This is a genomic window from Polymorphobacter sp., from assembly GCF_048007885.1.
In the GTDB taxonomy this organism is placed as follows: Bacteria; Pseudomonadota; Alphaproteobacteria; order Sphingomonadales; family Sphingomonadaceae; genus Sandarakinorhabdus.
Genome location: NZ_CP180346.1, coordinates 1,179,533 through 1,200,281, shown reverse-complemented (window position 1 = coordinate 1,200,281; position 20,749 = coordinate 1,179,533). Strand labels below are relative to the sequence as shown.

The 20,749-nt window shown below is 65.5% G+C and carries 18 protein-coding genes and 2 pseudogenes; 15 read left to right on the top strand and 5 right to left on the bottom strand.

Annotation, left to right across the window (positions count from 1 at the left end):
• The first annotated feature begins 7 nt into the window (after window positions 1-7).
• The 3 genes from ACMVO5_RS05700 (at window position 8) to ACMVO5_RS05690 (ending at window position 2,797) form a co-directional block, all read left to right on the top strand.
• On the top strand, window positions 8-1,321 hold the full coding sequence (locus tag ACMVO5_RS05700; RefSeq protein ID WP_416909096.1) for a cytochrome b: 1,314 nt from the start codon (window positions 8-10) through the stop codon (window positions 1,319-1,321).
• A gap of 11 nt (window positions 1,322-1,332) precedes the next feature.
• Window positions 1,333-2,181, top strand: a complete 849-nt coding sequence (locus ACMVO5_RS05695; protein WP_416909095.1) for a cytochrome c1 — start codon at window positions 1,333-1,335, stop codon at window positions 2,179-2,181.
• A gap of 82 nt (window positions 2,182-2,263) precedes the next feature.
• Entirely contained in the window at window positions 2,264-2,797 is a 534-nt protein-coding gene (locus tag ACMVO5_RS05690) for an adenine phosphoribosyltransferase (protein ID WP_416909094.1), read from the top strand.
• A gap of 12 nt (window positions 2,798-2,809) precedes the next feature.
• On the opposite strand, the gene ACMVO5_RS05685 is transcribed toward ACMVO5_RS05690, so the two are convergent.
• Window positions 2,810-3,142: a DUF6481 family protein gene (locus tag ACMVO5_RS05685; RefSeq protein WP_416909093.1), complete on the bottom strand. Its 333-nt coding sequence runs from the start codon at window positions 3,140-3,142 to the stop codon at window positions 2,810-2,812.
• Window positions 3,143-3,259: 117 nt separating this feature from the next.
• On the opposite strand from ACMVO5_RS05685, the gene ACMVO5_RS05680 reads away from it, so the two are divergent.
• From ACMVO5_RS05680 to ppdK, 9 genes and pseudogenes are all read left to right on the top strand, one after another.
• Window positions 3,260-3,922, top strand: coding sequence for a Pr6Pr family membrane protein (locus ACMVO5_RS05680; protein WP_416909092.1), 663 nt, complete (start codon window positions 3,260-3,262; stop codon window positions 3,920-3,922).
• Between the two features lie 18 nt (window positions 3,923-3,940).
• Window positions 3,941-5,465, top strand: a pseudogene (locus tag ACMVO5_RS05675) (AMP-binding protein).
• Complete coding sequence (locus ACMVO5_RS05670) at window positions 5,462-6,346, top strand: TraB/GumN family protein (RefSeq protein ID WP_416909091.1); 885 nt, start codon at window positions 5,462-5,464, stop codon at window positions 6,344-6,346. The pseudogene ACMVO5_RS05675 and the gene ACMVO5_RS05670 overlap by 4 nt, the downstream one beginning before the upstream one ends.
• Before the next feature lie 77 nt (window positions 6,347-6,423).
• Entirely contained in the window at window positions 6,424-7,050 is a 627-nt protein-coding gene (locus ACMVO5_RS05665; RefSeq protein WP_416909090.1) for a 50S ribosomal protein L25/general stress protein Ctc, read from the top strand.
• Between the two features lie 15 nt (window positions 7,051-7,065).
• The gene (pth, locus tag ACMVO5_RS05660; RefSeq protein WP_416909089.1) at window positions 7,066-7,644 is read left to right on the top strand and encodes an aminoacyl-tRNA hydrolase; all 579 of its coding nucleotides are present in this window, start codon (window positions 7,066-7,068) and stop codon (window positions 7,642-7,644) included.
• Window positions 7,645-7,654: 10 nt separating this feature from the next.
• Window positions 7,655-8,755: a redox-regulated ATPase YchF gene (ychF, locus tag ACMVO5_RS05655; protein WP_416909088.1), complete on the top strand. Its 1,101-nt coding sequence runs from the start codon at window positions 7,655-7,657 to the stop codon at window positions 8,753-8,755.
• Between the two features lie 42 nt (window positions 8,756-8,797).
• Window positions 8,798-9,670, top strand: coding sequence for a glycine--tRNA ligase subunit alpha (locus ACMVO5_RS05650; RefSeq protein ID WP_416909087.1), 873 nt, complete (start codon window positions 8,798-8,800; stop codon window positions 9,668-9,670).
• The gene (glyS, locus tag ACMVO5_RS05645) at window positions 9,667-11,760 is read left to right on the top strand and encodes a glycine--tRNA ligase subunit beta (protein WP_416909086.1); all 2,094 of its coding nucleotides are present in this window, start codon (window positions 9,667-9,669) and stop codon (window positions 11,758-11,760) included. The genes ACMVO5_RS05650 and glyS overlap by 4 nt, the downstream gene beginning before the upstream one ends.
• Window positions 11,757-14,442, top strand: a pseudogene (ppdK, locus tag ACMVO5_RS05640) (pyruvate, phosphate dikinase). The gene glyS and the pseudogene ppdK overlap by 4 nt, the downstream one beginning before the upstream one ends.
• Here ppdK and ACMVO5_RS05635 read toward each other — a convergent pair.
• Window positions 14,439-14,975 (bottom strand): hypothetical protein, encoded by a 537-nt coding sequence (locus ACMVO5_RS05635; protein WP_416909085.1) that lies wholly within the window; start codon window positions 14,973-14,975, stop codon window positions 14,439-14,441. The pseudogene ppdK and the gene ACMVO5_RS05635 overlap by 4 nt on opposite strands.
• Before the next feature lie 80 nt (window positions 14,976-15,055).
• On the opposite strand from ACMVO5_RS05635, the gene ACMVO5_RS05630 reads away from it, so the two are divergent.
• Together ACMVO5_RS05630 and ACMVO5_RS05625 are read left to right on the top strand one after the other, a co-directional pair.
• Window positions 15,056-15,973 (top strand): alpha/beta fold hydrolase, encoded by a 918-nt coding sequence (locus ACMVO5_RS05630; RefSeq protein ID WP_416909084.1) that lies wholly within the window; start codon window positions 15,056-15,058, stop codon window positions 15,971-15,973.
• Window positions 15,957-17,024, top strand: a complete 1,068-nt coding sequence (locus ACMVO5_RS05625; protein WP_416909083.1) for an NAD(P)/FAD-dependent oxidoreductase — start codon at window positions 15,957-15,959, stop codon at window positions 17,022-17,024. The genes ACMVO5_RS05630 and ACMVO5_RS05625 overlap by 17 nt, the downstream gene beginning before the upstream one ends.
• Here the strand turns inward: ACMVO5_RS05625 and tgt are convergent.
• Window positions 17,000-18,136, bottom strand: coding sequence for a tRNA guanosine(34) transglycosylase Tgt (tgt, locus tag ACMVO5_RS05620; RefSeq protein WP_416909082.1), 1,137 nt, complete (start codon window positions 18,134-18,136; stop codon window positions 17,000-17,002). The genes ACMVO5_RS05625 and tgt overlap by 25 nt on opposite strands.
• 217 nt (window positions 18,137-18,353) lie before the next feature.
• Here tgt and ACMVO5_RS05615 point away from each other — a divergent pair, with 217 nt between their 5' ends.
• A complete protein-coding gene (locus ACMVO5_RS05615; RefSeq protein WP_416909081.1) occupies window positions 18,354-19,094 on the top strand; it encodes a TlyA family RNA methyltransferase in 741 nt (246 codons plus the stop codon).
• On the opposite strand, the gene ACMVO5_RS05610 is transcribed toward ACMVO5_RS05615, so the two are convergent.
• Both ACMVO5_RS05610 and ACMVO5_RS05605 read right to left on the bottom strand, forming a co-directional pair.
• Window positions 19,071-19,778, bottom strand: a complete 708-nt coding sequence (locus ACMVO5_RS05610) for a PEPxxWA-CTERM sorting domain-containing protein (protein WP_416909080.1) — start codon at window positions 19,776-19,778, stop codon at window positions 19,071-19,073. The two genes, ACMVO5_RS05615 and ACMVO5_RS05610, sit on opposite strands and share 24 nt — an antisense overlap.
• A gap of 209 nt (window positions 19,779-19,987) precedes the next feature.
• Entirely contained in the window at window positions 19,988-20,704 is a 717-nt protein-coding gene (locus ACMVO5_RS05605) for a PEPxxWA-CTERM sorting domain-containing protein (RefSeq protein ID WP_416909079.1), read from the bottom strand.
• Window positions 20,705-20,749: the final 45 nt, after the last annotated feature.

The window sequence follows — 20,749 nt, the reverse complement described above, 5'->3', positions numbered from 1 at the left end:
GGAACCCATGAGCTTTCCCTGGGCCAAGCAGTATCAGCCGACCACCGGTATCGGCCAATTCTTCGACCAGCAGCTCCCGCTGCCCCGGTTCATCTACAACGCCGTCGGTGCAGGGTATCCCACACCGAAGAACCTCAACATGTTCTACAATTTCGGCGTTCTCGCCGGCGTCGCGCTGGTTGTCCAGATTATCACTGGCGTCATCCTGGGCATGCATTACCGCGCCGACATCGGCGTGGCGTTCGATTCGGTCGAGCACATCATGCGCGACGTCAACGGCGGCTGGATGCTCCGCTACATGCACGCGGTCGGCGCGAGCTTCTTCTTCGCTGTCGTCTACATTCATATCTTCCGCGGCCTTTATTACGGCTCCTACAAGCCGCCGCGCGAGACGCTTTGGATGCTTGGCCTTGTCATCTTCCTGCTGATGATGGCCACTGCCTTCATGGGCTATGTTCTGGTCTGGGGTCAGATGAGCTTCTGGGGTGCGGCCGTTATCACCGGCCTGTTCTCGGCTCTGCCGCTCGTCGGCGAAGCGATCCAGACTTGGCTGCTCGGTGGCTTTTCGCCTGACAATGCCACGCTCAACCGCTTCTTCTCGCTCCATTATCTCCTGCCCTTCGTCACTTTCGGCGTGATCATTCTTCACGTCTGGGCGCTGCACATCCCGGGCTCGAACAATCCGACCGGGATCGACGTGAAGAGCGAGCAGGATACCGTGCCTTTCCACCCCTATTACACCTCGAAGGATTTCGTGGGTTTGGGCGTTTATCTGATCCTCTTCTCGGCGTTCGTGTTCTTCATGCCGAATTCGCTCGGTGAGCCGGACAATTATGTCCCCGCCAATCCGCTGTCGACGCCGGCCCACATCGTTCCCGAATGGTATTTCTGGCCATTCTACGCCATCCTGCGGGCCTTCACGATGGATTTCCTTTTCGTGCCGGCCAAGCTTTGGGGCGTGATCGCGATGTTCGCCTCCATCCTGCTGCTCTTCTTCCTGCCGTGGCTCGACACGTCGAAGGTCCGCTCAAACAAGTTCCGCCCGCTCAACCGCGTGCTGTTCTGGGTGTTCGTCGCGGTCTGCTTCGGGCTCGGTGTCGCCGGCGGCAAGCCTGCAGAAGAGCCCTGGGTGCTCATGAGCCAGGTGCTGACGGCTTATTACTTCGCCCACTTCCTCATCATCCTGCCGCTGGTCAGCCGCATTGAGAAGCCGCTGCCGCTGCCCAGCTCGATCTCCGAAGCCGTGCTGTCGAAGTTCGGCGGCGCTGCCGCGGCTGGTGGCAAGAGCACGGGCGGCGCTGTCGCGCAGCCCGCAGAATAAGGACCACATCAATGGCCCAGTCCCTTTCCATCGTCCAAAAGGCCGGCATCGGCCTTGGCGCGCTCTTCTGCGTCACCGTCCTCTGGGGCGCTGTCCAGCCCCGCGAAGAGCCTCCTTACGATCCCGTCAAAGCTCATCACGAGCATCCGGAGCAAATTGTCTGGTCCCACAATGGTATCGGCAATCTCGGCGTCACCGGCACCTTCGACCGGGCGCAGCTGCAGCGGGGCTTCCAGGTCTATCGCCAAGTCTGCTCGGCCTGCCACTCGATCAACCGTGTGGCCTTCCGTGATCTGGAAGCGCTTGGCTACGGTGAAGAGCAGGTCAAGGTCATCGCTTCAGAATATGAAGTCGCCGATGTTGATTCCGACGGCGAACCGACCACACGGCCGGCGACGCCCGCCGACAAGTTCCCCCTCGTCTATCCGAATGAAGCGGCAGCGCGTGCGGCGCAGGGCGGGGCCTATCCGCCCGATCTGTCGCTTATCACAAAGGCGCGTCACGATGGGACCAACTATGTCCGGTCGCTCCTGCTTGGCTACCGGGACGAGGTACCCGAAGATTTCGCCAAGCCCGATACGCTTTGGTACAATCCCTGGTTCGCTTCGCTGGCCATCGCCATGCCGCAGCCGCTCATCCCGGACGCCGAGCAGGTTGAATATACCGATGGCACGCCGATGACGGTGGAGAATTACGCGACCGACGTTGCGGCCTTCCTCACCTGGACGGCTGAGCCCAAGCTCGAAAACCGCAAGGAGACCGGGCTCGCCGCCATTGGCTTCCTGATCATCATGACCTTCCTCGGCTATCTCAGCTACAAGAAGATCTGGCGTGATGTGAAGAAGGGCAAGCCGGCCTGAACAAGAGCCATTGATCATCAGGGGCGGTAGCGCGAGCAGCCGCCCCTTTTGTTTGGGCGCGCGCCCGCCTAGGCTCCGGCCCATGACCAGCGACGATCTTGCCGCCCTGATCCGCACCATTCCCGATCATCCAAAACCGGGAATCCAGTTCCGCGACATCACCACATTGCTGCTCGATGGTGCTGGGTTCCACGCCGCCGTCAGCGGAATGGCAGCACAGATCGAGACAAGGCCCGACCTCATCGCCGGCATCGAGGCGAGGGGCTTTCTGTTCGGAGCCGCGCTCGCGCATCATTTCGGCTGCGGTCTGCTCACCCTGCGCAAGCGCAACAAGCTGCCGGGGCAGGTGACGGGCATCAACTATGCACTCGAATATGGCGAAGACCGGCTGGAGATGCCGCACGGCCTTGTCAGATCAGGTCAGCGCGTAGTGCTGGTTGATGATCTCATCGCCACCGGCGGCACGGCCTGGGCGGCCGCCCAATTGCTCTCGGGTGCGGGCGCCGAGATCGTCCAGGCTGCATTTCTCATCGATCTGCCCGATCTGGGCGGCGCTGCGCGACTGCAGGATAAAGGCCTCAAGACCAGCAGCCTCATCAGCTTTGCTGGTCATTGACGAAAACGGGTTTCAGCGGACCTTGGATTTCCGCGCCGCGTATCGGGCGTCGCGCGCCGCCTTCTGGGCCGCTTCGCGAGCAATAGCCTCGAGCTTGGCCTGCTTGGAGCGCTCCAGCGCCTCGGCTTCCTTGGCGATCCGCGCCTCTTCGGCAAGCCGGGCGCGTTCGGCGCGTTCGAGTTTGCGCTGCTCTTCGCGCTCGGCGCGCTTCTGTGCCGCGCGGGCGCGGGCGGCCAGGGCCTCTTCATCGGGCGGCGGCGCGGCCTTGAACTTGTCGAGCTTGGCCTTGCGCGCTTCGGCAGCGGCCTTGGCGCGGTCATTGAAATCGGGGAGCTTGAATGCCATAGGCCCCGGCCTTTAGCGGGCCGCGCCGTTCACTGCAACAACTCTGCTGCGCTGCAACGCCTGTGTATCTGCGGGGCTATGCTGAAAAGTCGCCCCCATGCTAACAATCCATGGCATATGAATAGCCCCCTGTCCGTCGACCGCTCATCGCCTGCCCGGATCGCGGCTGCGGCCATCGCCGCGCTCGGCTGGGCTGCCATTGGCACGCAGGTGCCACTCACCCTCTCCGATGCCAGCGCTGCCGGCAATCCCGCCTGGCTCGGGCTGCTCAACCTTTTCAGCTATTTCACCATCCTCACCAATGTTGCCGTCGCCGTCGCTGCGACTGTGGCGGCGCGCGGCAACGCCGGCAGCTTCTGGGCGCGTCCTGGCGTGCGGGCGGCGCTTGCGCTCTACATCATCATCGTCGGCCTGATTTACCAGACGCTGCTGCGTGGTCTCGTGCCGATGGCCGGCACAAGGCTGGTCATCGACACCATCTTTCATGCGGTCATTCCTATCGCCTGGCCGCTCTGGTGGCTCGCGTTCGGGCGCGGCCCGTCGCACTTGCCATGGCGTGCCGGGCTGCGCTGGCTCGTATTTCCGCTTGCCTATGGGCTTTACAGCCTGGCGCGCGGTGCCATCTCGGGGCGCTGGCCCTATCCTTTCATGAATGCCGACAAGCTGGGCTATCCGCAGGTCGCGCTCAATCTCGCCGGCATGCTGCTATTGTTTCTTGCGCTGGCGCTGCTGCTGATCGCCCTCGACAGACGCCTCGCTCGTCGCCCCGCTTTTTCCTGATTCATCCGGAGAGACAACATGCATCCCCACGTCCACGCCGCCAGCAACCCGGACAGGCCCGCGATCATCATGGCCGGCAGCGGTGCCGCGATGTCCTATGGCGAGATGGAGGCCTTTTCCAACCGCGTCGCCCATCTGCTGCGGGTCTGCGGCCTGACGCGCGGCGATACTGTGGCGGTTCTGCTGCCCAATTGCCTGTCATATCTGCCGATCATCTGGGGCGCACAGCGCGCCGGGCTGGTGTTCGTGGCCATGTCGACCAAGCTCACCGCCGACGAGGCCGCCTATATCCTCAAGGATTCCGCCGCCGCAGCGCTGTTCACCAGCCCGGCCTTTGCCGATGTCGCCCGCGAGGCGGCCGCGCATCTGCCGGAAGCCGCCCGCTTCATCATCGATGCACCGGCGCCGGGCTTCACGCCGCTGGACGCCGCGCTGGCAGCCCAGCCCGAGGGCCGCATCGCCGATGAGAAGTCCGGGCCGCGACATGCTCTATTCCAGCGGTACCACCGGCCGGCCCAAGGGCGTGCGCGGTCCGCTGCCCGAAGGCGCGCTCGATGCACCCGATGCGCTGCTTGGTCTGGTCGCCCATCTTTACGGCTTCAACCCCGAGATGCGCTATCTCTCGCCCGCGCCCCTCTATCATGCAGCCCCGCTGCGCTATTGTATGGCCGCGCACCGTTTTGGCGGCACCGTCGTCGTCATGGAGAAATTCGACCCCGAAGCCTATCTCGCTGCCGTCGAGCGCTACGGGATTACGCACAGCCAGCTGGTGCCGACCATGTTCGTGCGCATGCTCAAGCTGCCCGAGGCCGCGCGCAGGGCGCACGACCTTTCTTCCCTCAAGGTCGCCATCCATGCCGCCGCCCCGTGCCCGGTCGATGTCAAGCGCGCCATGATCCAATGGTGGGGCCCCGTGATCCACGAATATTACAGCGCCACTGAAGGCGCCGGCTTCACCGCGCTCAATTCAGAGGAATGGCTGGCGCACCCCGGCTCGGTCGGCAAGTCGATCCTTGGCGAAATCCGCATTGTCGGTGAAGATGGCAAGCTGCTGCCGCCGGGTCAGACCGGTCAGGTCTGGTTTCACGGCGGCCCCGGCTTTTCCTATCACAACGACCCCGAAAAGACCGCCGGCGCCATGTCGGAGCATGGGGCTACCTTCGGTGACATCGGCCATGTCGATGAAGACGGCTTCCTCTACCTCACCGACCGGGCCGCCTTCATGATCATCTCGGGCGGCGTCAACATCTACCCGCAGGAAGCCGAGAATGTGCTGACCATGCACCCCAAGGTGGCCGATGTTGCCGTGTTTGGCGTGCCGGATGCGGAAATGGGCGAGGCGGTAAAAGCCGTCGTCCAGCCGCAGAACATGGCGGACGCCGGGCCTGAGCTTGAGGCCGAACTGCTGGCCTTCGTCCGCAGCCGGCTCAGCCATGTCAAATGCCCCAAGTCGATCGACTTCATGGCCGAACTGCCGCGCCATGATACCGGCAAGCTCTACAAGCGGCTGCTCAAGGACCAGTATTGGGCCAAGTCGGCGTGAGATGGTGCCTCGCCGCGCTGGCGTTGCTCGTCTGCCTGGGCGCCGCGCCTGCACCCCAGCCGCCAGTCTGGGTGATCGCCGATGACGACACCGAAATCACCCTGTTCGCGACCGTTCACGCGCTGCCGCCAGACCTTGACTGGCTGTCTACCGAGGCCGCGCGCCGCCTTGACCGGGCCGATACGCTGGTCCTCGAAACCCTGATCCCGGATGATCGTGCTGCCTTCGCCGCGACCTTGCAGCGGCTGGGGACCAGCGCCGCGCTGCCGCCACTTGCCGAGCGCCTGCCGGCGGACCTGCTTTCACGGCTGCAAGCCAGCGCCGCCGCGCTCGGCCTGCCACTCGCCCTCTTCGAGACCATGCATCCATGGCTGATCGCGGTCAGCATTGGGGAAGCGACACTGGCGAGCGTCGGCGTCGTGTCCGCCAATGGCGTCGAGCCGGCGCTGCTGGCCCGCTCATCGGCGCCGCGCGAAGGGCTTGAGACGCCCGAACAGCAGCTGGGCTATTTCGCCAACCTGTCGGTCGAAGACCAGTTGGCGATGCTGGACAGCACGCTGGCGGAGGTGGCTGGCGCGCGCGAGGACATCGATCGTCTGATCGGCCTGTGGCAGCGCGGCGCTGTCGATGCCATCGCGGCCGAGTTCGCCGGAGAGGCGAACGCCTCGCCAGCCTTGCGCGAAGCCTTGCTCGCCGGGCGCAACCGCCGCTGGGCCGAGCAGCTCGATGCGCGCATGGCCCGTCCCGGGCGGATCTTCGTCGCGGTGGGCGCCGCGCATTTCGGCGGCGAGGACGGCCTGCTGTCCGAACTGGCGGCGCGCGGCTGGCCGGCAAGAGAAATTGCCGCCCCTGCGCTTGCCTTTTCCCCCGCGCTCCCCTAAGCGACCGCTTCCGCAATCGTCCCGATCTGCATCCCTGGAGGCTGGGGCGCCTGCGTGATTACATTGGAGAAGCGAGCATGAGTGAGACAATGAAGCTCGCGGCTGAACCTCGGGATCGGGCAGGCAAGGGAGCCTCCCGTGCCATCCGCCGTTCAGGCCGCGTTCCCGCCGTCATCTATGGTGCCGGCTCGGCTGCCACCCCCATCCATCTGGAGGAGAAGTTTCTGGTTCGCCTGCTCTCCACCGGCCATTTCATGAATTCGGTCGTCGAGATCGACGTCGACGGCAAGGTCACCAAGACCCTGCCCCGCGACGTGCAGTTCCACCCGGTCAGCGACCGGCCGATCCATGTCGATTTCCTGCGCCTGTCAGGCGACGCCAAGATCACGGTCAATGTGCCGGTTGTGTTCATCGATGAAGAGCAGTCGCCCGGCATGAAGCGCGGCGCGGTGCTCAACATCGTGCGCCATGAAGTCGCTGTCGACTGCGCCCCTTCGGCCATCCCCGACAATCTCGAGATCAGCCTCACCGGCCTCGACGTCGGCGCTTCGATCCACATCAGCGCGGTCAAGCTGCCCGCCGGCGTGGAGCCGCACATCCATGACCGCGACTTCACCATCGCCACCATGGTTGCCCCCTCGGCGCTCAAGCGCGAGAAGGGCGAGGCCGACGCCGAAGCCGCGACCGAAGAAGCCGCCGACTAAGCCCGGGCTGCAGCCATGCAGCTTCTGGCCGGCCTCGGCAATCCCGGCGCCGCCTATGCGCGGCACCGCCACAATATCGGCTTCATGGCCGTGGACCGTATCGCTGCGGTCCACGGCCTTGGGCCTTGGCGGAGCGGCTTTCAGGGGCTGGTCTGCGAAGGCCGCATCAGTGCGCACCGTGTGGCGCTGCTCAAGCCGGCCACCTTCATGAACGAAAGCGGCCGCAGCGTGGCAGCCGCCGTGCAGTTCTGGAAGCTCGATCCGGTCAGCCAGCTTAGCGTCTTCTATGACGAGCTTGACCTCGATCCCTTCCGGCTCAAGGTCAAGCAGGGTGGCGGCGCTGCCGGGCACAATGGCATCCGCTCCATCATCGCGCATCTGGGCGCGGATTTTCGCCGCGTGCGCATGGGTATCGGCCATCCCGGCCACAAGGACCGGGTGACGCCCTATGTGCTCGGCAACTTTGCCGCCGCCGAAGCCGAGCCGCTGGCCGACCTGCTCGATACGCTGGCGACCAGCCTGCCCACCCTTCTCGAGGGCGACGAGGTTCGTTTCATGAGCGACGTCGCCCGCCTGACCGCCCCCCAAGACTAGGAAGAACGCCATGCCCGTCACCTGTGGAATCGTCGGCCTGCCCAATGTCGGGAAATCGACCCTGTTCAACGCGCTGACCCAGACCGCGGCGGCAGCGGCGGCCAACTATCCCTTCTGCACCATCGAGCCCAATGTCGGCGCGGTGCCGGTGCCCGATCCGCGGCTGCACAGGCTCGCGGCCATCGGCAAATCGGCCAAGGTCATCGAAACCCAGCTCGGCTTTACCGACATTGCCGGTCTGGTGCGCGGCGCCTCCAAGGGCGAGGGGCTCGGCAACCAGTTCCTCGCCAATATCCGCGAGACCGATGCCATCGTCCATGTGCTGCGCTGTTTCGAGGATGATGATGTCACCCATGTCGAAGGCCGGGTTGATCCCGTGGCCGATGCCGAGACGGTGGAAACCGAGCTGATGCTGGCTGATCTCGAAAGCCTGGAAAAGCGCGTGCCGGCGCTCACCAAGAAAGCCCAGCAGGGCGACAAGGACGCCAAGGTGCAGGCCAGCATCCTCACTCAGGCGCTCGACCTGCTGCGCGAGGGCAAGCCCGCCCGCCTCGCCGAGCCGAAGGATGAGGAGGAAGCGCGCGCGCTGCGCCTCGCCCAGCTGCTCACCACCAAGCCGGTGCTCTACGTCTGCAATGTCGAGGAAGCTTCGGCCGCCAGCGGCAATGCCCATAGCGCCGCCGTCGCCGCCATGGCCGAGAAGATCGGCGCCGGCCATGTCATCGTCTCGGCCGCCATCGAGGCCGAAGTGGCGACCATGGAGCCCGGGGACCGCACCGAATATCTGGAGAGCCTCGGCCTTTCGGAAACCGGCCTCGCCCGCGTCGTGCGCGCCGCCTATGCGCTGCTTGGCCTGCACACCTTCTTCACCGTCGGCCCCAAGGAAGCCCGCGCCTGGACCATCAAGAAGGGCACCAAGGCGCCGCAGGCCGCCGGCGAGATCCACGGCGATTTCGAGAAGAAGTTCATCCGCGCCGAAACCATCGCCTATGATGATTTTATCGCCCATAATGGCGAGGCCGGTGCCAAGGAGCATGGCCGTCTGCGCGCCGAGGGCAAGGATTATGTGGTGCATGACGGCGATGTCCTGCACTTCCTGACCAACGCCTGATTGACCGCCCCCCGCCCCCCGGTCTACCGACCATCGCACCCCATGAGCCAGCCGCTTTCCTTTCAGGATATCATCCTCACGCTCCAGAGCTATTGGAGCGCGCGCGGCTGCGCCATTCTCCAGCCCTATGATGTCGAGATGGGCGCGGGCACCTTCCACCCCGCCACCACGCTGCGCGCGCTGGGGCCAGACGCCTGGAACGCCGCCTTCGTCCAGCCCAGCCGCCGGCCGGGCGACGGCCGCTACGGCGAAAACCCCAACCGTCTCCAGCATTATTACCAGTTCCAGGTGATCCTGAAGCCCAGCCCCGCTGATCTCATCGACCTTTATCTCGGCAGCCTCGATGCCATCGGCATCGACCGCGCCCGCCATGACATCCGCTTTGTCGAGGATGACTGGGAAAGCCCCACGCTCGGCGCCTGGGGGCTGGGCTGGGAGGTCTGGTGCGACGGCATGGAGATCACGCAGTTCACCTATTTCCAGCAGGTCGCCGGTTATGACTGCGCGCCGGTGGCCGGTGAAATGACTTATGGCCTGGAGCGTCTTGCCATGTATGTGCAGGGCGTCGAGAATGTCTATGATCTCGCGTACAACAACGACGGCATCAGCTACGGCGATGTCTTTTTGAAGAATGAGCAGCAGTTCAGCGCCTATAATTTCGAACGGGCCAACACCGAGCGGCTGTTCCAGCATTTCAGGGATGTCTCGGCCGAATGTCATGCGCTGGTCGAGGCGCGGCTGCCGCTGCCGGCCTATGATCAGGCGATCAAGGCCAGCCATATCTTCAACCTGCTTGATGCGCGCGGCGTGATTTCGGTGGCCGAGCGCCAGGCCTATATCGGCCGCGTCCGCGATCTGGTGAAGGCCGTCGCCGACTGCCAGATGGACCTCCAGCAAGCAGCGACCGGCGCATGACCCGCTTCCTGCTCGAAATCGGCTCGGAGGAAATCCCGGCCCGCATGCAGGCCGCGGCCGCCGCGCAGCTGGCCCGGCGCTTCACCGAAGCCTGCGCCGCGAGCGGCCTTGCGCACGGCAAGGTGACGGCGGATGCGACGCCGCGCCGGCTCTGGCTGATCGCCGAGGACATGGCAGCCGCCAGCGCTGCCACCACCGAGGAGCTGAAAGGCCCGCGCGCCGATGCGCCGCCGCAGGCGATTGAGGGCTTTCTGAAGAAGACCGGCCTCACCCGCGATCAGCTTGAAGCGCGCGACACCGGCAAGGGCGAAGTATTGTTCGCGGTGATCCACCGCGAGGGCCGCTCCGCAGCCGATATCCTGTCCGACATCATCCCCGCCATCATCACGGCGTTCGACTGGCCCAAGTCGATGCGTTGGGGCAGCGGCAGCGCGCGCTGGGTGCGCCCGTTGACGCAGATCGTGGCGCTGCTGGGCAGCGACGTGGTGCCCGCCAGCGTACATGGGCTGACCACGGGGCGCACCACGCGCGGCCACCGCATCCATGCGCCCGGCCCGCTCGACATCGAAAGCGCCGACAGATACGCCGCCCAGCTTCGCGCCGCGAATGTGATCGTGGACAGCGCCGAGCGCCGCCGCCTCATCACCGAGCGGGCAGCCGCACTCGCCGCAGAGGTCGGGCTGAGCGTCATCCCCGATGCGGGCCTGGAGGCGGAGAACGCCGGCCTCACCGAATGGCCGGTGCCGCTGCTCGGCCGCTTCGACCGCGCCTTCCTTGCCGTGCCGCGCGAAGTCATCCAGTTGACCATGCGCACCAACCAGAAATATTTCGCGCTCACAGACCAGCAGGGCGCGCTCGCCCCGGCTTTCATCGCGGTCGCCAATCTTGAAGCGAGCGACGGCGGCGAGGCGATCCGGGCGGGCAATGAGCGCGTCCTCTCCGCCCGCCTGTCAGACGCGAAATTCTTCTGGGATCAGGACCTCGCCACCGTGCGCAGCGGCGGCCTCGAAGCCTTTCTGCCCAAGCTCGAAACCATCGTGTTCCACGAAAAGCTCGGCACCGTCGCGGACAAGGTCGCGCGCATCGCCAAGCTCGCCCGCTGGCTGGCGGAAAGCGGCGCCGTGCCGGGTGCCGACCCCGATATGGCCGAACAGGCCGCCCGCCTCGCCAAGGCCGATCTGGTCAGCGCCACGGTCGGCGAGTTTCCCGAAGTCCAAGGCATCGCCGGCGGCTATCTTGCCACCGCAGCCGGTCTCGACCAAGCCATCGCAGATGCCGTCCGCGACCATTACAAGCCGGTAGGGCAGGGCGATGACGTCCCCACCGCTCCGCTGAGTGTCGCGGTCGCAATCGCCGACAAGCTGGATACGATGGTATCAATGTTCGGGGCCGGTCTCCTGCCCACCGGTTCCAAAGACCCATTTGCGCTGCGCCGAGCTGCCCTTGGAACCATCCGGACTGCGGTCGTTTGCGGCCTGCCACTGGAACTATATTTAGCGATCTCAGCTGCAGACGAAGAAGCTTATCGGGCTGAGTTCGCAAGCGACCGCTTTAAAATGCCTGGGCTCCTGAGGGATTTCTTCGTCGACCGTATGGAGCAAGCTCTGCGTGATGTCGGCGTCGTTGCTGGGGTCGTGCGCGCTGTCACAGGCGACTGGCAGCTTGAACTGCGTATCGCTTCCGTAATGCGTCTCGCGCAAAGCCTAGACAGCTTCATCACCACCGAAGATGGCCAGAATCTGCTCGCCGGATACAAGCGCGCCACCAACATCCTCAAGGCCGAAGACGCCAAGGATGGGCCGCACGCTGCCAGCCAGCTTGATGCCGAAGCGCTCGACGCGGCCGCTGAAAAGGCCCTGCACGCCGCGCTTGCCGCCGCCCTCCCTGCCGCTGCCGCCGCTGTCGAGGCGGAGGATTTCACCGCCGCCATGGCCGCGCTCGCCGCCCTGCGCGCGCCCATTGACCAGTTCTTCGCCGATGTCATGGTCAATGCGCCCGAGCCGGAGGTTCGCAAGAACCGTCTTGCCCTGCTCGCCGCTTTCCGCGACGCGGTTCACAGCGTCGCTGATTTTTCGAGGATCGAAGGATGATTGAAGCCCAGACCCTGCGTGCTGTCTATCGCTTTGGCGGCGGTGTCGCCGACGGCGCGGCGGACATGCGCAATCATCTGGGCGGCAAGGGCGCCAACCTCGCCGAAATGGCCAGCATCGGCCTGCCGGTGCCGCCGGGCCTGACCATCGCCACCCCGGTCTGCGCGCAATTCTACGAGGCCGGCGGCAAGCTGCCCGACGCCGTGCGCGCCGAGACGCTTGACGCGCTGAAGCATATCGAAGGCGTGACCGGCAAGCGCTTTGGCGATGTGAACGATCCGCTGCTCGTCTCGGTCCGCTCGGGCGCGCGTGTGTCGATGCCGGGCATGATGGACACGGTGCTCAACCTCGGCCTCAACGACGCAACGGTGGAAGGGCTGGCGCGCATTTCCGGCAATCCCCGCTTCGCCTGGGACAGCTACCGCCGCTTCATCCAGATGTTCGGCGATGTCGTGCTGGGCCTTGATCATTATCTGTTCGAAGATGCGCTCGAAATCCTCAAGGAAGACCGCGGCGTGACGCTCGACACCGAGCTGTCGGCCGAGGACCTTCAGGGGCTGGTGGCCCGCTACAAGGCGATTGTCGCGCAGAATTGGGGCGATGACTTCCCCCAGGACCCGCATGAGCAGCTCTGGGCGGCGATCGGCGCGGTGTTCGGCAGTTGGCGCTCTGACCGAGCGCGCACCTATCGCCGCCTCAATGACATTCCCGAAAGCTGGGGCACGGCGGTGACCGTGCAGGCCATGGTGTTCGGCAATCGTGGTGCCACCTCGGCAACGGGTGTGGCCTTCACCCGCGACCCCAGCACTGGCGAAAACGCGACCTACGGCGAATTCCTGATCAACGCCCAGGGCGAGGATGTGGTCGCCGGCATCCGCACGCCGCAATATCTGACGCGGGCCGCGCGCGAGCGGGCCGGCGCCAAGGCGGCCTCGATGGAAGAGGCGATGCCCGAGGTCTATACCGAGCTGGCCAAGGTGTTCCACCTTCTCGAAACCCATTACCGCGACATGCAGGACATTGAGTTCACGGTCGAGGACGGGCGGCTGTGGATGCTGCAGACCCGCGCCGGCAAGCGCACCGCCAAAGCCGCTCTGAAGATCGCCGTCGATCTGGCGCGTGAAGGGCTGATCACCGAGGCCGAAGCGGTGATGCGGGTCGAGGCCGGCGCGCTTGACCAGCTGCTCCACCCGACCCTTGATCCGAGCGCCCGGCGCAACATCATCACCCGCGGCCTGCCAGCCTCGCCCGGTGCGGCCTCCGGTGTCATCGTCCTCGATTCCGACAGTGCAGAAGTGCGGGCGCGGCTCGGCGAGCCGGTCATTCTGGTGCGCACCGAAACCTCGCCCGAAGATATTCACGGCATGCATGCCGCCAAGGGCATCCTGACTGCACGTGGCGGCATGACCAGCCATGCCGCTGTGGTCGCGCGCGGCATGGGCCGCCCCTGCGTGTCAGGGGCCGGAGCGCTGGTCATCGACACCAAGGCGCGCACCGTGCGCGTGCCGGGCCATGAGCTGAAGGAAGGCGACCGTATTACCCTTGACGGCGCGACTGGCGAGGTGATGCTCGGCGAAGTGCCGACCGTCGAGCCCGAACTGGCCGGAGACTTTGCCACGCTGATGGAATGGGCGGATCAGCACCGCCGCATGAAGGTGCGCACCAATGCCGAGACGCCGGCAGACTGCAAGACCGCGCGCGGCTTCGGCGCGGAAGGCATTGGCCTGTGCCGGACCGAGCACATGTTCTTCGAGCCCTCGCGCATCACCTCGGTGCGGCGCATGATTCTCGGCTGAGGACATGGAAACGCGTGCTTCTGCGCTGGCCGAGCTGCTGCCCGAGCAGCGGGCGGATTTCGAGGCGATCTTCCGGGTGATGGCGGGCCTGCCCTGCACCATCCGGCTGCTCGACCCGCCGCTCCACGAGTTCCTGCCGCATGATGACACCGGCTATGATGACGTGGCAGCCGCCACCGGCATCGCGCCCGCCATCGTTCGTCGCCGGATTGCCGAGCTGCACGAATTCAACCCGATGCTCGGGCATCGCGGCTGCCGGCTCGGCATCACCTACCCCGAAATCTACGCCATGCAGGCCCGCGCCATCTTCGAGGCGGCGGTGGCCGTGGCCAAGGATACCGGCGAGGCGGTGGTGCCTGAAGTGATGGTGCCCCTGGTGGCGACAGCGCGCGAGCTGGAGATCACCAAGGCCGTGATCGAGGCCGAGGCCGAGGCGGTGTTCGCCGAACAGGGGCACCGGCTCGAATATCTGGTTGGCACGATGATCGAGCTGCCCCGCGCAGCGCTGCGGGCCGCCGATATCGCCAAGCACGCCGAGTTTTTCAGTTTCGGGACCAACGATCTCACCCAGACGACGCTCGGCATCAGCCGCGACGACGCGGCGCGCTTCCTCGGTGTCTATGTCGATCAGGGCATCTATCCGCGTGACCCATTCGTCGGCATCGACGAGGAGGGTGTGGGCGAGCTGGTCGCGCTGGGCGCCGAGCGCGGTCGCAGCACGCGGCCCGACCTCAAGCTTGGCATCTGCGGTGAACATGGCGGTGATCCGGCGTCGATCGCCTTTGTCGAAGGGCTGGGCCTCGATTATGTCAGCTGCTCGCCCTACCGCGTGCCGATCGCGCGGCTGGCGGCGGCGCAGGCAGCGCTCAAGGCGAAAAAGGGCTAGAGCTTCCCGAAGCGGGTCTCATATTCGGTGAGCCGGCCTTCGTGGAGAAGGCGGGCCTGTTCGACCAGCTGATCGCTGACGATGCGGCCGCGAAAGTCGCCCATCTTGCCGTCGATCACCTCGATGTCGCTACCGCTCCAGCCGGCAATCTGGTCGATGGTGGTGATGCCGGCGGCGGCCAGCTTCTCGGCGAATTTCGGCCCGACGCCCTTCAGTATCTTGAGATCGTTGATGTCGATCGCCTGCGGTTCGCCCCCCACGGCGGTGCCGCGGGCCTTGGCGAAGTCGCGGCGGAGCTTGTCGAGCTCGTCGGCGAGCGGACGGATCTGCGCGTCACGCGCCTTGACCTCGGCTTGCAGCCGGTCGCGCTCGGTGGTCAGATTGGCGCGCTCGCGTTCAAGGCCAGTGATGCGCTCCGATAGGACGGCAGCCTTGCGCTTCAGCGGGGCGCGGATCGAAAAGCCGATGAACAGCCCAAGGAACAGGGCAATCAGGGCGACGGCGAGAAGTTGGGCATCTAGGTTCATGGTCATGGCTGTGTCTTGGCCATAGACTGTGCCTGAGCGCAAGACTCCGCTCGACGTAGCCGGGGCGCGGCGTCTATGCCAAGCCCATGGCGCGCCCCCTGAGCCCTGAACACCATCGCCGCCGCCGCACTTTGCCCGAAGCCGGGCACCTTGAGCAGTTGACCCTGCGTGACGGCTGGCGGCTGCGGGCGATGTCATGGCCGGCGGGGCCGAAGGGCATGATCTTGTTCATCAACGGGCGCGGCGACTTCATCGAGAAATATGCCGAGACCTATCATGACTGGCTGGACGCCGGCTTCGGCGTGGCGACCTTTGACTGGCGCGGGCAGGGGGGATCGGGACGGCTGGGGCGTACGCCGGGCCATGGCCATGTCGAGGACATGACCCAACTCGTCGACGATCTTGGCGAGGTGTTTTCATGGGCCATGCGGCTCGCTGGCGGGCCGTGCTTTGCGGTGGCGCATTCGATGGGCGGGCATCTGCTGCTGCGCCATCTTGCGGCTGCGCCTGAAACGGCGCGCCGCGCGGTGCTGCTGTCGCCGATGATCGGGATCAGCGCGCCGCCGTTTGGCCCATGGTTGGCGGCGCGTCTGGCCCGCGCGATGGTGGCGCTGGGGCGTGGGCAGCAATGGGTGTTCGGGGCCGGGCCCTATGGCACTGGCGGCAGTGCGCGGCAGGCGCTGTTGACCACGGATGCTGGGCGATATGCTGATGAACGCTGGTGGGTGGCGCAGCATCCCGAGCTGGCGCTTGGCGGCATCACCTGGGGCTGGCTGAAGGCGGCCTTTGCCTCGATGGCCAAGGCCAGGCCGGTGCCGGTGTCGACGCTGGTGCTGATGGCCGAGAGCGAAGCGCTGGTGGACAATGCGGCGACGCGCCGGATGTTTCCCGAGGCCAGGATGGTGCAAGGGGCGGCGCATGAGCTTTTGCGCGAAAGACCGGCGATCCGGCGGCAGGTGCTGGCGATGATCGAGGCGTTTCTGGTGGATGATGCATCGCTTTGATGTGGCCATCATCGGTGCCGGCATTGCTGGCGCGAGCCTTGGCTGGGCGCTGGCGCGGCGCGGGCTCGATGTGGTGCTGCTCGAGGCCGAGGATCAGCCTGGCTATCACACCACGGGCCGATCGGCCGCCTTTTGGGTGGAGAGCTATGGCGGCCCTGAGATCGTGCCGTTGAGCCGGGCGTCGCGGGCATTTTTTGCTGCCCCGCCAGAGGGTTTCGGGCCGCTGCTGTCGCTCAGGCAGGCGGTGCATCTGCAGGCCCCTGATGCGCCCGAGACGCTGGAGGAACTGGCGGCGGAGTTCGATGCGGGCGGTGTGGCTTATGAGCATGTGGGGGTGGACTGGCTGGCGCGCTATGCGATGCTGCGGCCCGAGTGGCGGCAGGCGGGCATATTGGAGGCTGATTGCCATGATATTGATGTGGCGGCGCTGCATCAGGGCTTTTTGCGCGGGCTGACGCTTTTGACCGGCTTTCGGGTGTCGCAGGCAGAGCGGGAGGCGGGGCTTTGGCAATTGAACGGCGCGGTGGCGGCGCCCGTTGTGGTCAATGCGGCAGGCGCTTGGGCGGACGGCGTGGGGGCGGTTTTGGGATGTGCACCCAAGGGGTTGCAGCCGCTGCGGCGGACGATGGCGGTGTTGCGGCTCGATCCCGAACCGCCGGCGGACCTGCCGGTGATGCTCGATTCGGCGCTGCGCTTCTATTTCAAGCCGGATGCCGGGCGGCTCTGGCTTTCGCCGCATGACGAGACGCCGGATGTGCCGCATGATGTAAGGCCCGATGAGATGGACCTTGCGGTGGTCATTGACCGCTTTGAAAGGGTGAGCACTTCCAGAGTGGTGCGTCTCGAGCGGAGCTGGGCGGGGCTCAGGACCTTTGCGCGGGACCGCAAGCCGGTGCTGGGGTTTGACCCGGGTATCGAGGGGGTGTTCTGGTGTGCGGGGCAGGGGGGGTTCGGCATTCAGACCGCGCCGGCGGTGGCCGATCTTTGTGCCCGGGTGTTGACCGGTGAGGCGGCCGATGCGGGGGCTTATGACGCGGCGCGGGCCTTGTAGCGGGCGAGGAAACGGGTGGCAAACGCGGTGAGATCATGGGCGGCGATGGCGCTGCGAAGTGCTGCCATCAGCTCCTGATAGAACCAGATGTTGTGCTCGGTCATCAGCATGGCGCCGAGCATTTCGCCTGATTTTACAAGATGGTGGATATAGGCGCGGGAGACGCCGCCGGTACAGGAGGGGCAGCCGCACGCGGCATCAAGGGGGGCGAGATCTTCGGCGAAGCGGGCGTTGCGCAGGTTGAGGGGGCCATCCCTTGTGAAGGCCTGGCCGTTTCGGCCCGAGCGGGTGGGGAGCACGCAATCGAACATGTCGACGCCGCGCTGGACGGCGCCGACGATGTCATCGGGCTTGCCGACGCCCATCAGATATCTTGGCGCGTTTTCAGGCAGTTGGGCAGGCGCATAATCGAGGCAGGCGAACATGGCCTGTTGCCCTTCGCCAACCGCGAGGCCGCCGATGGCATAGCCGTCGAAGCCGATGTCTTGCAGGTGGCTGGCGGACGCCGCGCGCAGGCGCTCGTCGAGGCCGCCTTGCTGGATGCCGAAAAGGGCTGATTTTTCTGCATGTTCGCCGCCCTGATCGAAGGCGGTTCGGGAGCGTCTGGCCCAGCGCATCGAGCGTTGCATGGCGGCTTCGACGGTCTCGCGCGGGGCGGGGAGCGCCACCAGCTCGTCAAAGGCCATGACGATGTCGGAGCCGAGAAGCCGCTGGATTTCCATGCTTCTTTCGGGTGTCATCAGGTGGCGGCTGCCGTCGAGGTGGCTGGCGAAGCTGACACCGTCTTCGGAGCGTTTGGTGAGTGCGGACAGGCTCATCACCTGATAGCCGCCGCTGTCGGTGAGGATGGGCTTGGTCCAGCCCATGAATTTGTGAAGTCCGCCCAGTTTTTCAATGCGTTCGGCGGTGGGGCGGAGCATCAGATGATAGGTGTTGCCAAGGATGATGTCGGCGCCGCTGGCTTCGACCTCCCGGGTGCGCAGGGCCTTGACGGTGGCGGCGGTGCCGACCGGCATGAAGGCCGGGGTGCGGATGCTGCCGCGTGCCATGGTGATCTCGCCGGTGCGGGCGCGGCCATCGGTGGCGTGAATGTGAAAGGAGAAGCGGGGCATGAACGGCGTGTAGCCGGGGTGGGCAGGGGCTGCAATTGGTGGGTTTATGGTGGGTTTGGAAGGTTAGGAAGGTTAGGCCGGGGCCTTGGAAACTGAGGGACTTGGGCCGATGTGAGACGTGGTCTTTGTCGAGCCCGGACAGCAATTCTTTCTATATAACCTATCTGGTGTAATTTGTCCAGTTTGGAGAATGGCGGCGGGGCGCTATGGAAGAGGCATGGGCAAGGTGCGGGTGGATGTGGCGCTGGTGGCGCGCGGGCTGGTGGAGAGCCGGGCGCGGGCGCAGGCGCTGATCATGGCGGGGCTGGTGTTTGCTGGGACACGCAAGGTGGCCAAGGCGGGCGAGATGCTGGCCGAGGATGCGGACTTGCGGGTGAAGGGGCGCGACCATCCTTACGTGTCGCGCGGCGGGGTGAAGCTGGCGCATGGGCTGGCGCATTTTGGCTTTGATCCGGCCGGGCTGGTGGCGATGGATGTGGGGGCTTCGACCGGCGGCTTTACCGATGTGCTGCTGCAGGGCGGGGCTCCGCGGGTTTATGCGGTGGACAGCGGCACCAACCAGCTGGCCTGGTCCTTGCGGTCGGACTCGCGGGTGGTGGTGCTGGAGCAGCTTTCGGCGCGGCTTTTGACGGCCGAGCATGTGCCCGAAGAGGTGGGCGCGATCGTATGTGATGCGAGCTTCATTTCGCTGGCCAAGGTGCTGGAGGTGCCGCTGGGCTTTGCTGCGCCCGGCTGCTGGCTGGTGGCGCTGGTGAAGCCGCAGTTCGAGGCCGGGCGGGCCGAGGTGGGCAAGGGCGGGGTGGTGCGCGACGAAGGCGTGCAGGCGCGGGTGTGTGAGGCGGCGGCCGCCTGGCTGGCGGCGCGGCCGGGCTGGCGGGTGACGGGACTGGTAGAAAGCCCGATTACCGGGCCGGAGGGCAACCGCGAGTGGCTGTTAGGCGGCGTGTTTGACGCGTGAGCGGCGACGGCGTTGGGCGGCGCCGATCAGGCCGAAGCCGGCGATGAGCATGGCCCAGCTGCCTGGCTCGGGGATGGGATCGAGGTAAAAATAGTTGATATTGAGCGTGCCGCCGATCGAGCCAGTGGCAAAACCTTCGCCACTGAGACCGGAGGTGTCGGTGGTGGCGACGCGCTGCAGCGAATTGACGACTTCGATTGTTCCCGCGCCGATGAAACTGCCCAGTTGATCGGCGACGAAACCGAAATTGGTCGTGCGAAAGACATTGATTCCGAAAACACCCTGAGGATTGTTGATAAGGCCGCTGGTTGTCCGCGTGAATTCGACCGGAATGGGAAAGGGCGCGCCGGTATTCGCGCTGAGCGTCGATGCGACAAGAGCCGTCGCGCCGGCTGTAGAGCCTTGACCGCCCTGAAACCGGAATTGTGCGCTGACCGAGGGTGTCCAGTCGATTATGACATCGGTGAGCATGAGGCGGCCACCGAGGGTGTCGAATTTCTGAAATTCAAGAGTTTGCAGGCCGCCAGTGAAGGTCAGATCGCTGTCTGTCGGACCTGGACCCGCCGCGAAATCACTGTCGAAGATCAAGGTCTGGCTGATGACCAATGTTGCGTGTGCGACGCTTGAAGGCAGGGGCACAGCCGCCAGCATCAACGAGGCCGCCACAGCATGGATGAGCTTCATCTTTCTTCCCCCAAAAGCAACACAACCAGACCCGGACGCAGGCGCGACTTCGCCCTGCAACCTGCTGCGGTCTCAGCGGGAGATGAAGTTAAACTTTTATTATCTTTTTTGTCAGTCGGCGTTTTCAACGACTTGTTGGTAGCGCGGAACCAGCATTCATCACCGGCCAACCGGAACCGGGAACGGAATCAGAGTCTTGCTTGTGTCGTTCAGGCGGTGATGGACCGGCGGGCGATTCGGCGGCGGCGCCGCTGGGCGGCGCCAATGAGGCCGAAGCCGGCGATGAGCATGGCCCAGGTGCCGGGCTCGGGGATCGGCTCGAAGAGGAAATACTGGATTTGCAGCGTGCCGCCGGCGCTGCCGCTATGGCCGTTGAACGGGTTGCCGCCGCTCGAATTGGTGGTGGTGCGGGTGACGCTGGCGAGATTGAAGCTGACGCTGCTGGTGCCGCTGCCGACGAAGGCGCTGATATCGGTGGGATTGAGAACCACGGTGGCCGGCGTGGTGAAGATGGGATCGAGGGTGAGGGGCGTGTTGCGCGGGGCGTTGGCCAGCGTGGCCGTGCTGGTCTGGAACAGGCCGGCGAAATCGAACAGGCTGTCGGCGCTGGTCAGCGTGTAGCTGCTCGACAGGCTGGCGGTGAGCGTGGGGCCGCTGTTGTTGGTGACCAGTGCGGTGACGCTGCCGGCGAAATCAGGGGTCCAGCTGATCTGCACGCTGGCGAGATTGCTGGCGGGGCCGCCGTAGAGGCTGAACAGGGCAGCTTCGGTGCCGCCGCCTGCGTTGGTGCTGGTGGTGGCGCTGAACAGGCGGTTGAAGTCGATCTCCTGGGTGATGACGACGAGCGCCTGTGCGGGGGCAGCAAGGGCCAGCGCGGCGAAGGCGGCGAGAAACAGGGGGCTGGGGAGACGGCGAAGGGGGGTCATGAGGGCGGTCGCTTTGTGTGTTCGAGGGGCGCTTCGGGCGCGAGA

Coding starts and splice junctions, on each gene's coding strand:
- ACMVO5_RS05700 (WP_416909096.1), top strand. CDS start 8: ATGAGCTTTCCCTGGGCCAAGCAGTATCAGCCGACCACCGGTATCGGC.
- ACMVO5_RS05695 (WP_416909095.1), top strand. CDS start 1,333: ATGGCCCAGTCCCTTTCCATCGTCCAAAAGGCCGGCATCGGCCTTGGC.
- ACMVO5_RS05690 (WP_416909094.1), top strand. CDS start 2,264: ATGACCAGCGACGATCTTGCCGCCCTGATCCGCACCATTCCCGATCAT.
- ACMVO5_RS05685 (WP_416909093.1), bottom strand. CDS start 3,142: ATGGCATTCAAGCTCCCCGATTTCAATGACCGCGCCAAGGCCGCTGCC.
- ACMVO5_RS05680 (WP_416909092.1), top strand. CDS start 3,260: ATGAATAGCCCCCTGTCCGTCGACCGCTCATCGCCTGCCCGGATCGCG.
- ACMVO5_RS05665 (WP_416909090.1), top strand. CDS start 6,424: ATGAGTGAGACAATGAAGCTCGCGGCTGAACCTCGGGATCGGGCAGGC.
- pth (WP_416909089.1), top strand. CDS start 7,066: ATGCAGCTTCTGGCCGGCCTCGGCAATCCCGGCGCCGCCTATGCGCGG.
- ychF (WP_416909088.1), top strand. CDS start 7,655: ATGCCCGTCACCTGTGGAATCGTCGGCCTGCCCAATGTCGGGAAATCG.
- ACMVO5_RS05650 (WP_416909087.1), top strand. CDS start 8,798: ATGAGCCAGCCGCTTTCCTTTCAGGATATCATCCTCACGCTCCAGAGC.
- glyS (WP_416909086.1), top strand. CDS start 9,667: ATGACCCGCTTCCTGCTCGAAATCGGCTCGGAGGAAATCCCGGCCCGC.
- ACMVO5_RS05635 (WP_416909085.1), bottom strand. CDS start 14,975: ATGACCATGAACCTAGATGCCCAACTTCTCGCCGTCGCCCTGATTGCC.
- ACMVO5_RS05630 (WP_416909084.1), top strand. CDS start 15,056: ATGGCGCGCCCCCTGAGCCCTGAACACCATCGCCGCCGCCGCACTTTG.
- ACMVO5_RS05625 (WP_416909083.1), top strand. CDS start 15,957: ATGATGCATCGCTTTGATGTGGCCATCATCGGTGCCGGCATTGCTGGC.
- tgt (WP_416909082.1), bottom strand. CDS start 18,136: ATGCCCCGCTTCTCCTTTCACATTCACGCCACCGATGGCCGCGCCCGC.
- ACMVO5_RS05615 (WP_416909081.1), top strand. CDS start 18,354: ATGGGCAAGGTGCGGGTGGATGTGGCGCTGGTGGCGCGCGGGCTGGTG.
- ACMVO5_RS05610 (WP_416909080.1), bottom strand. CDS start 19,778: ATGAAGCTCATCCATGCTGTGGCGGCCTCGTTGATGCTGGCGGCTGTG.
- ACMVO5_RS05605 (WP_416909079.1), bottom strand. CDS start 20,704: ATGACCCCCCTTCGCCGTCTCCCCAGCCCCCTGTTTCTCGCCGCCTTC.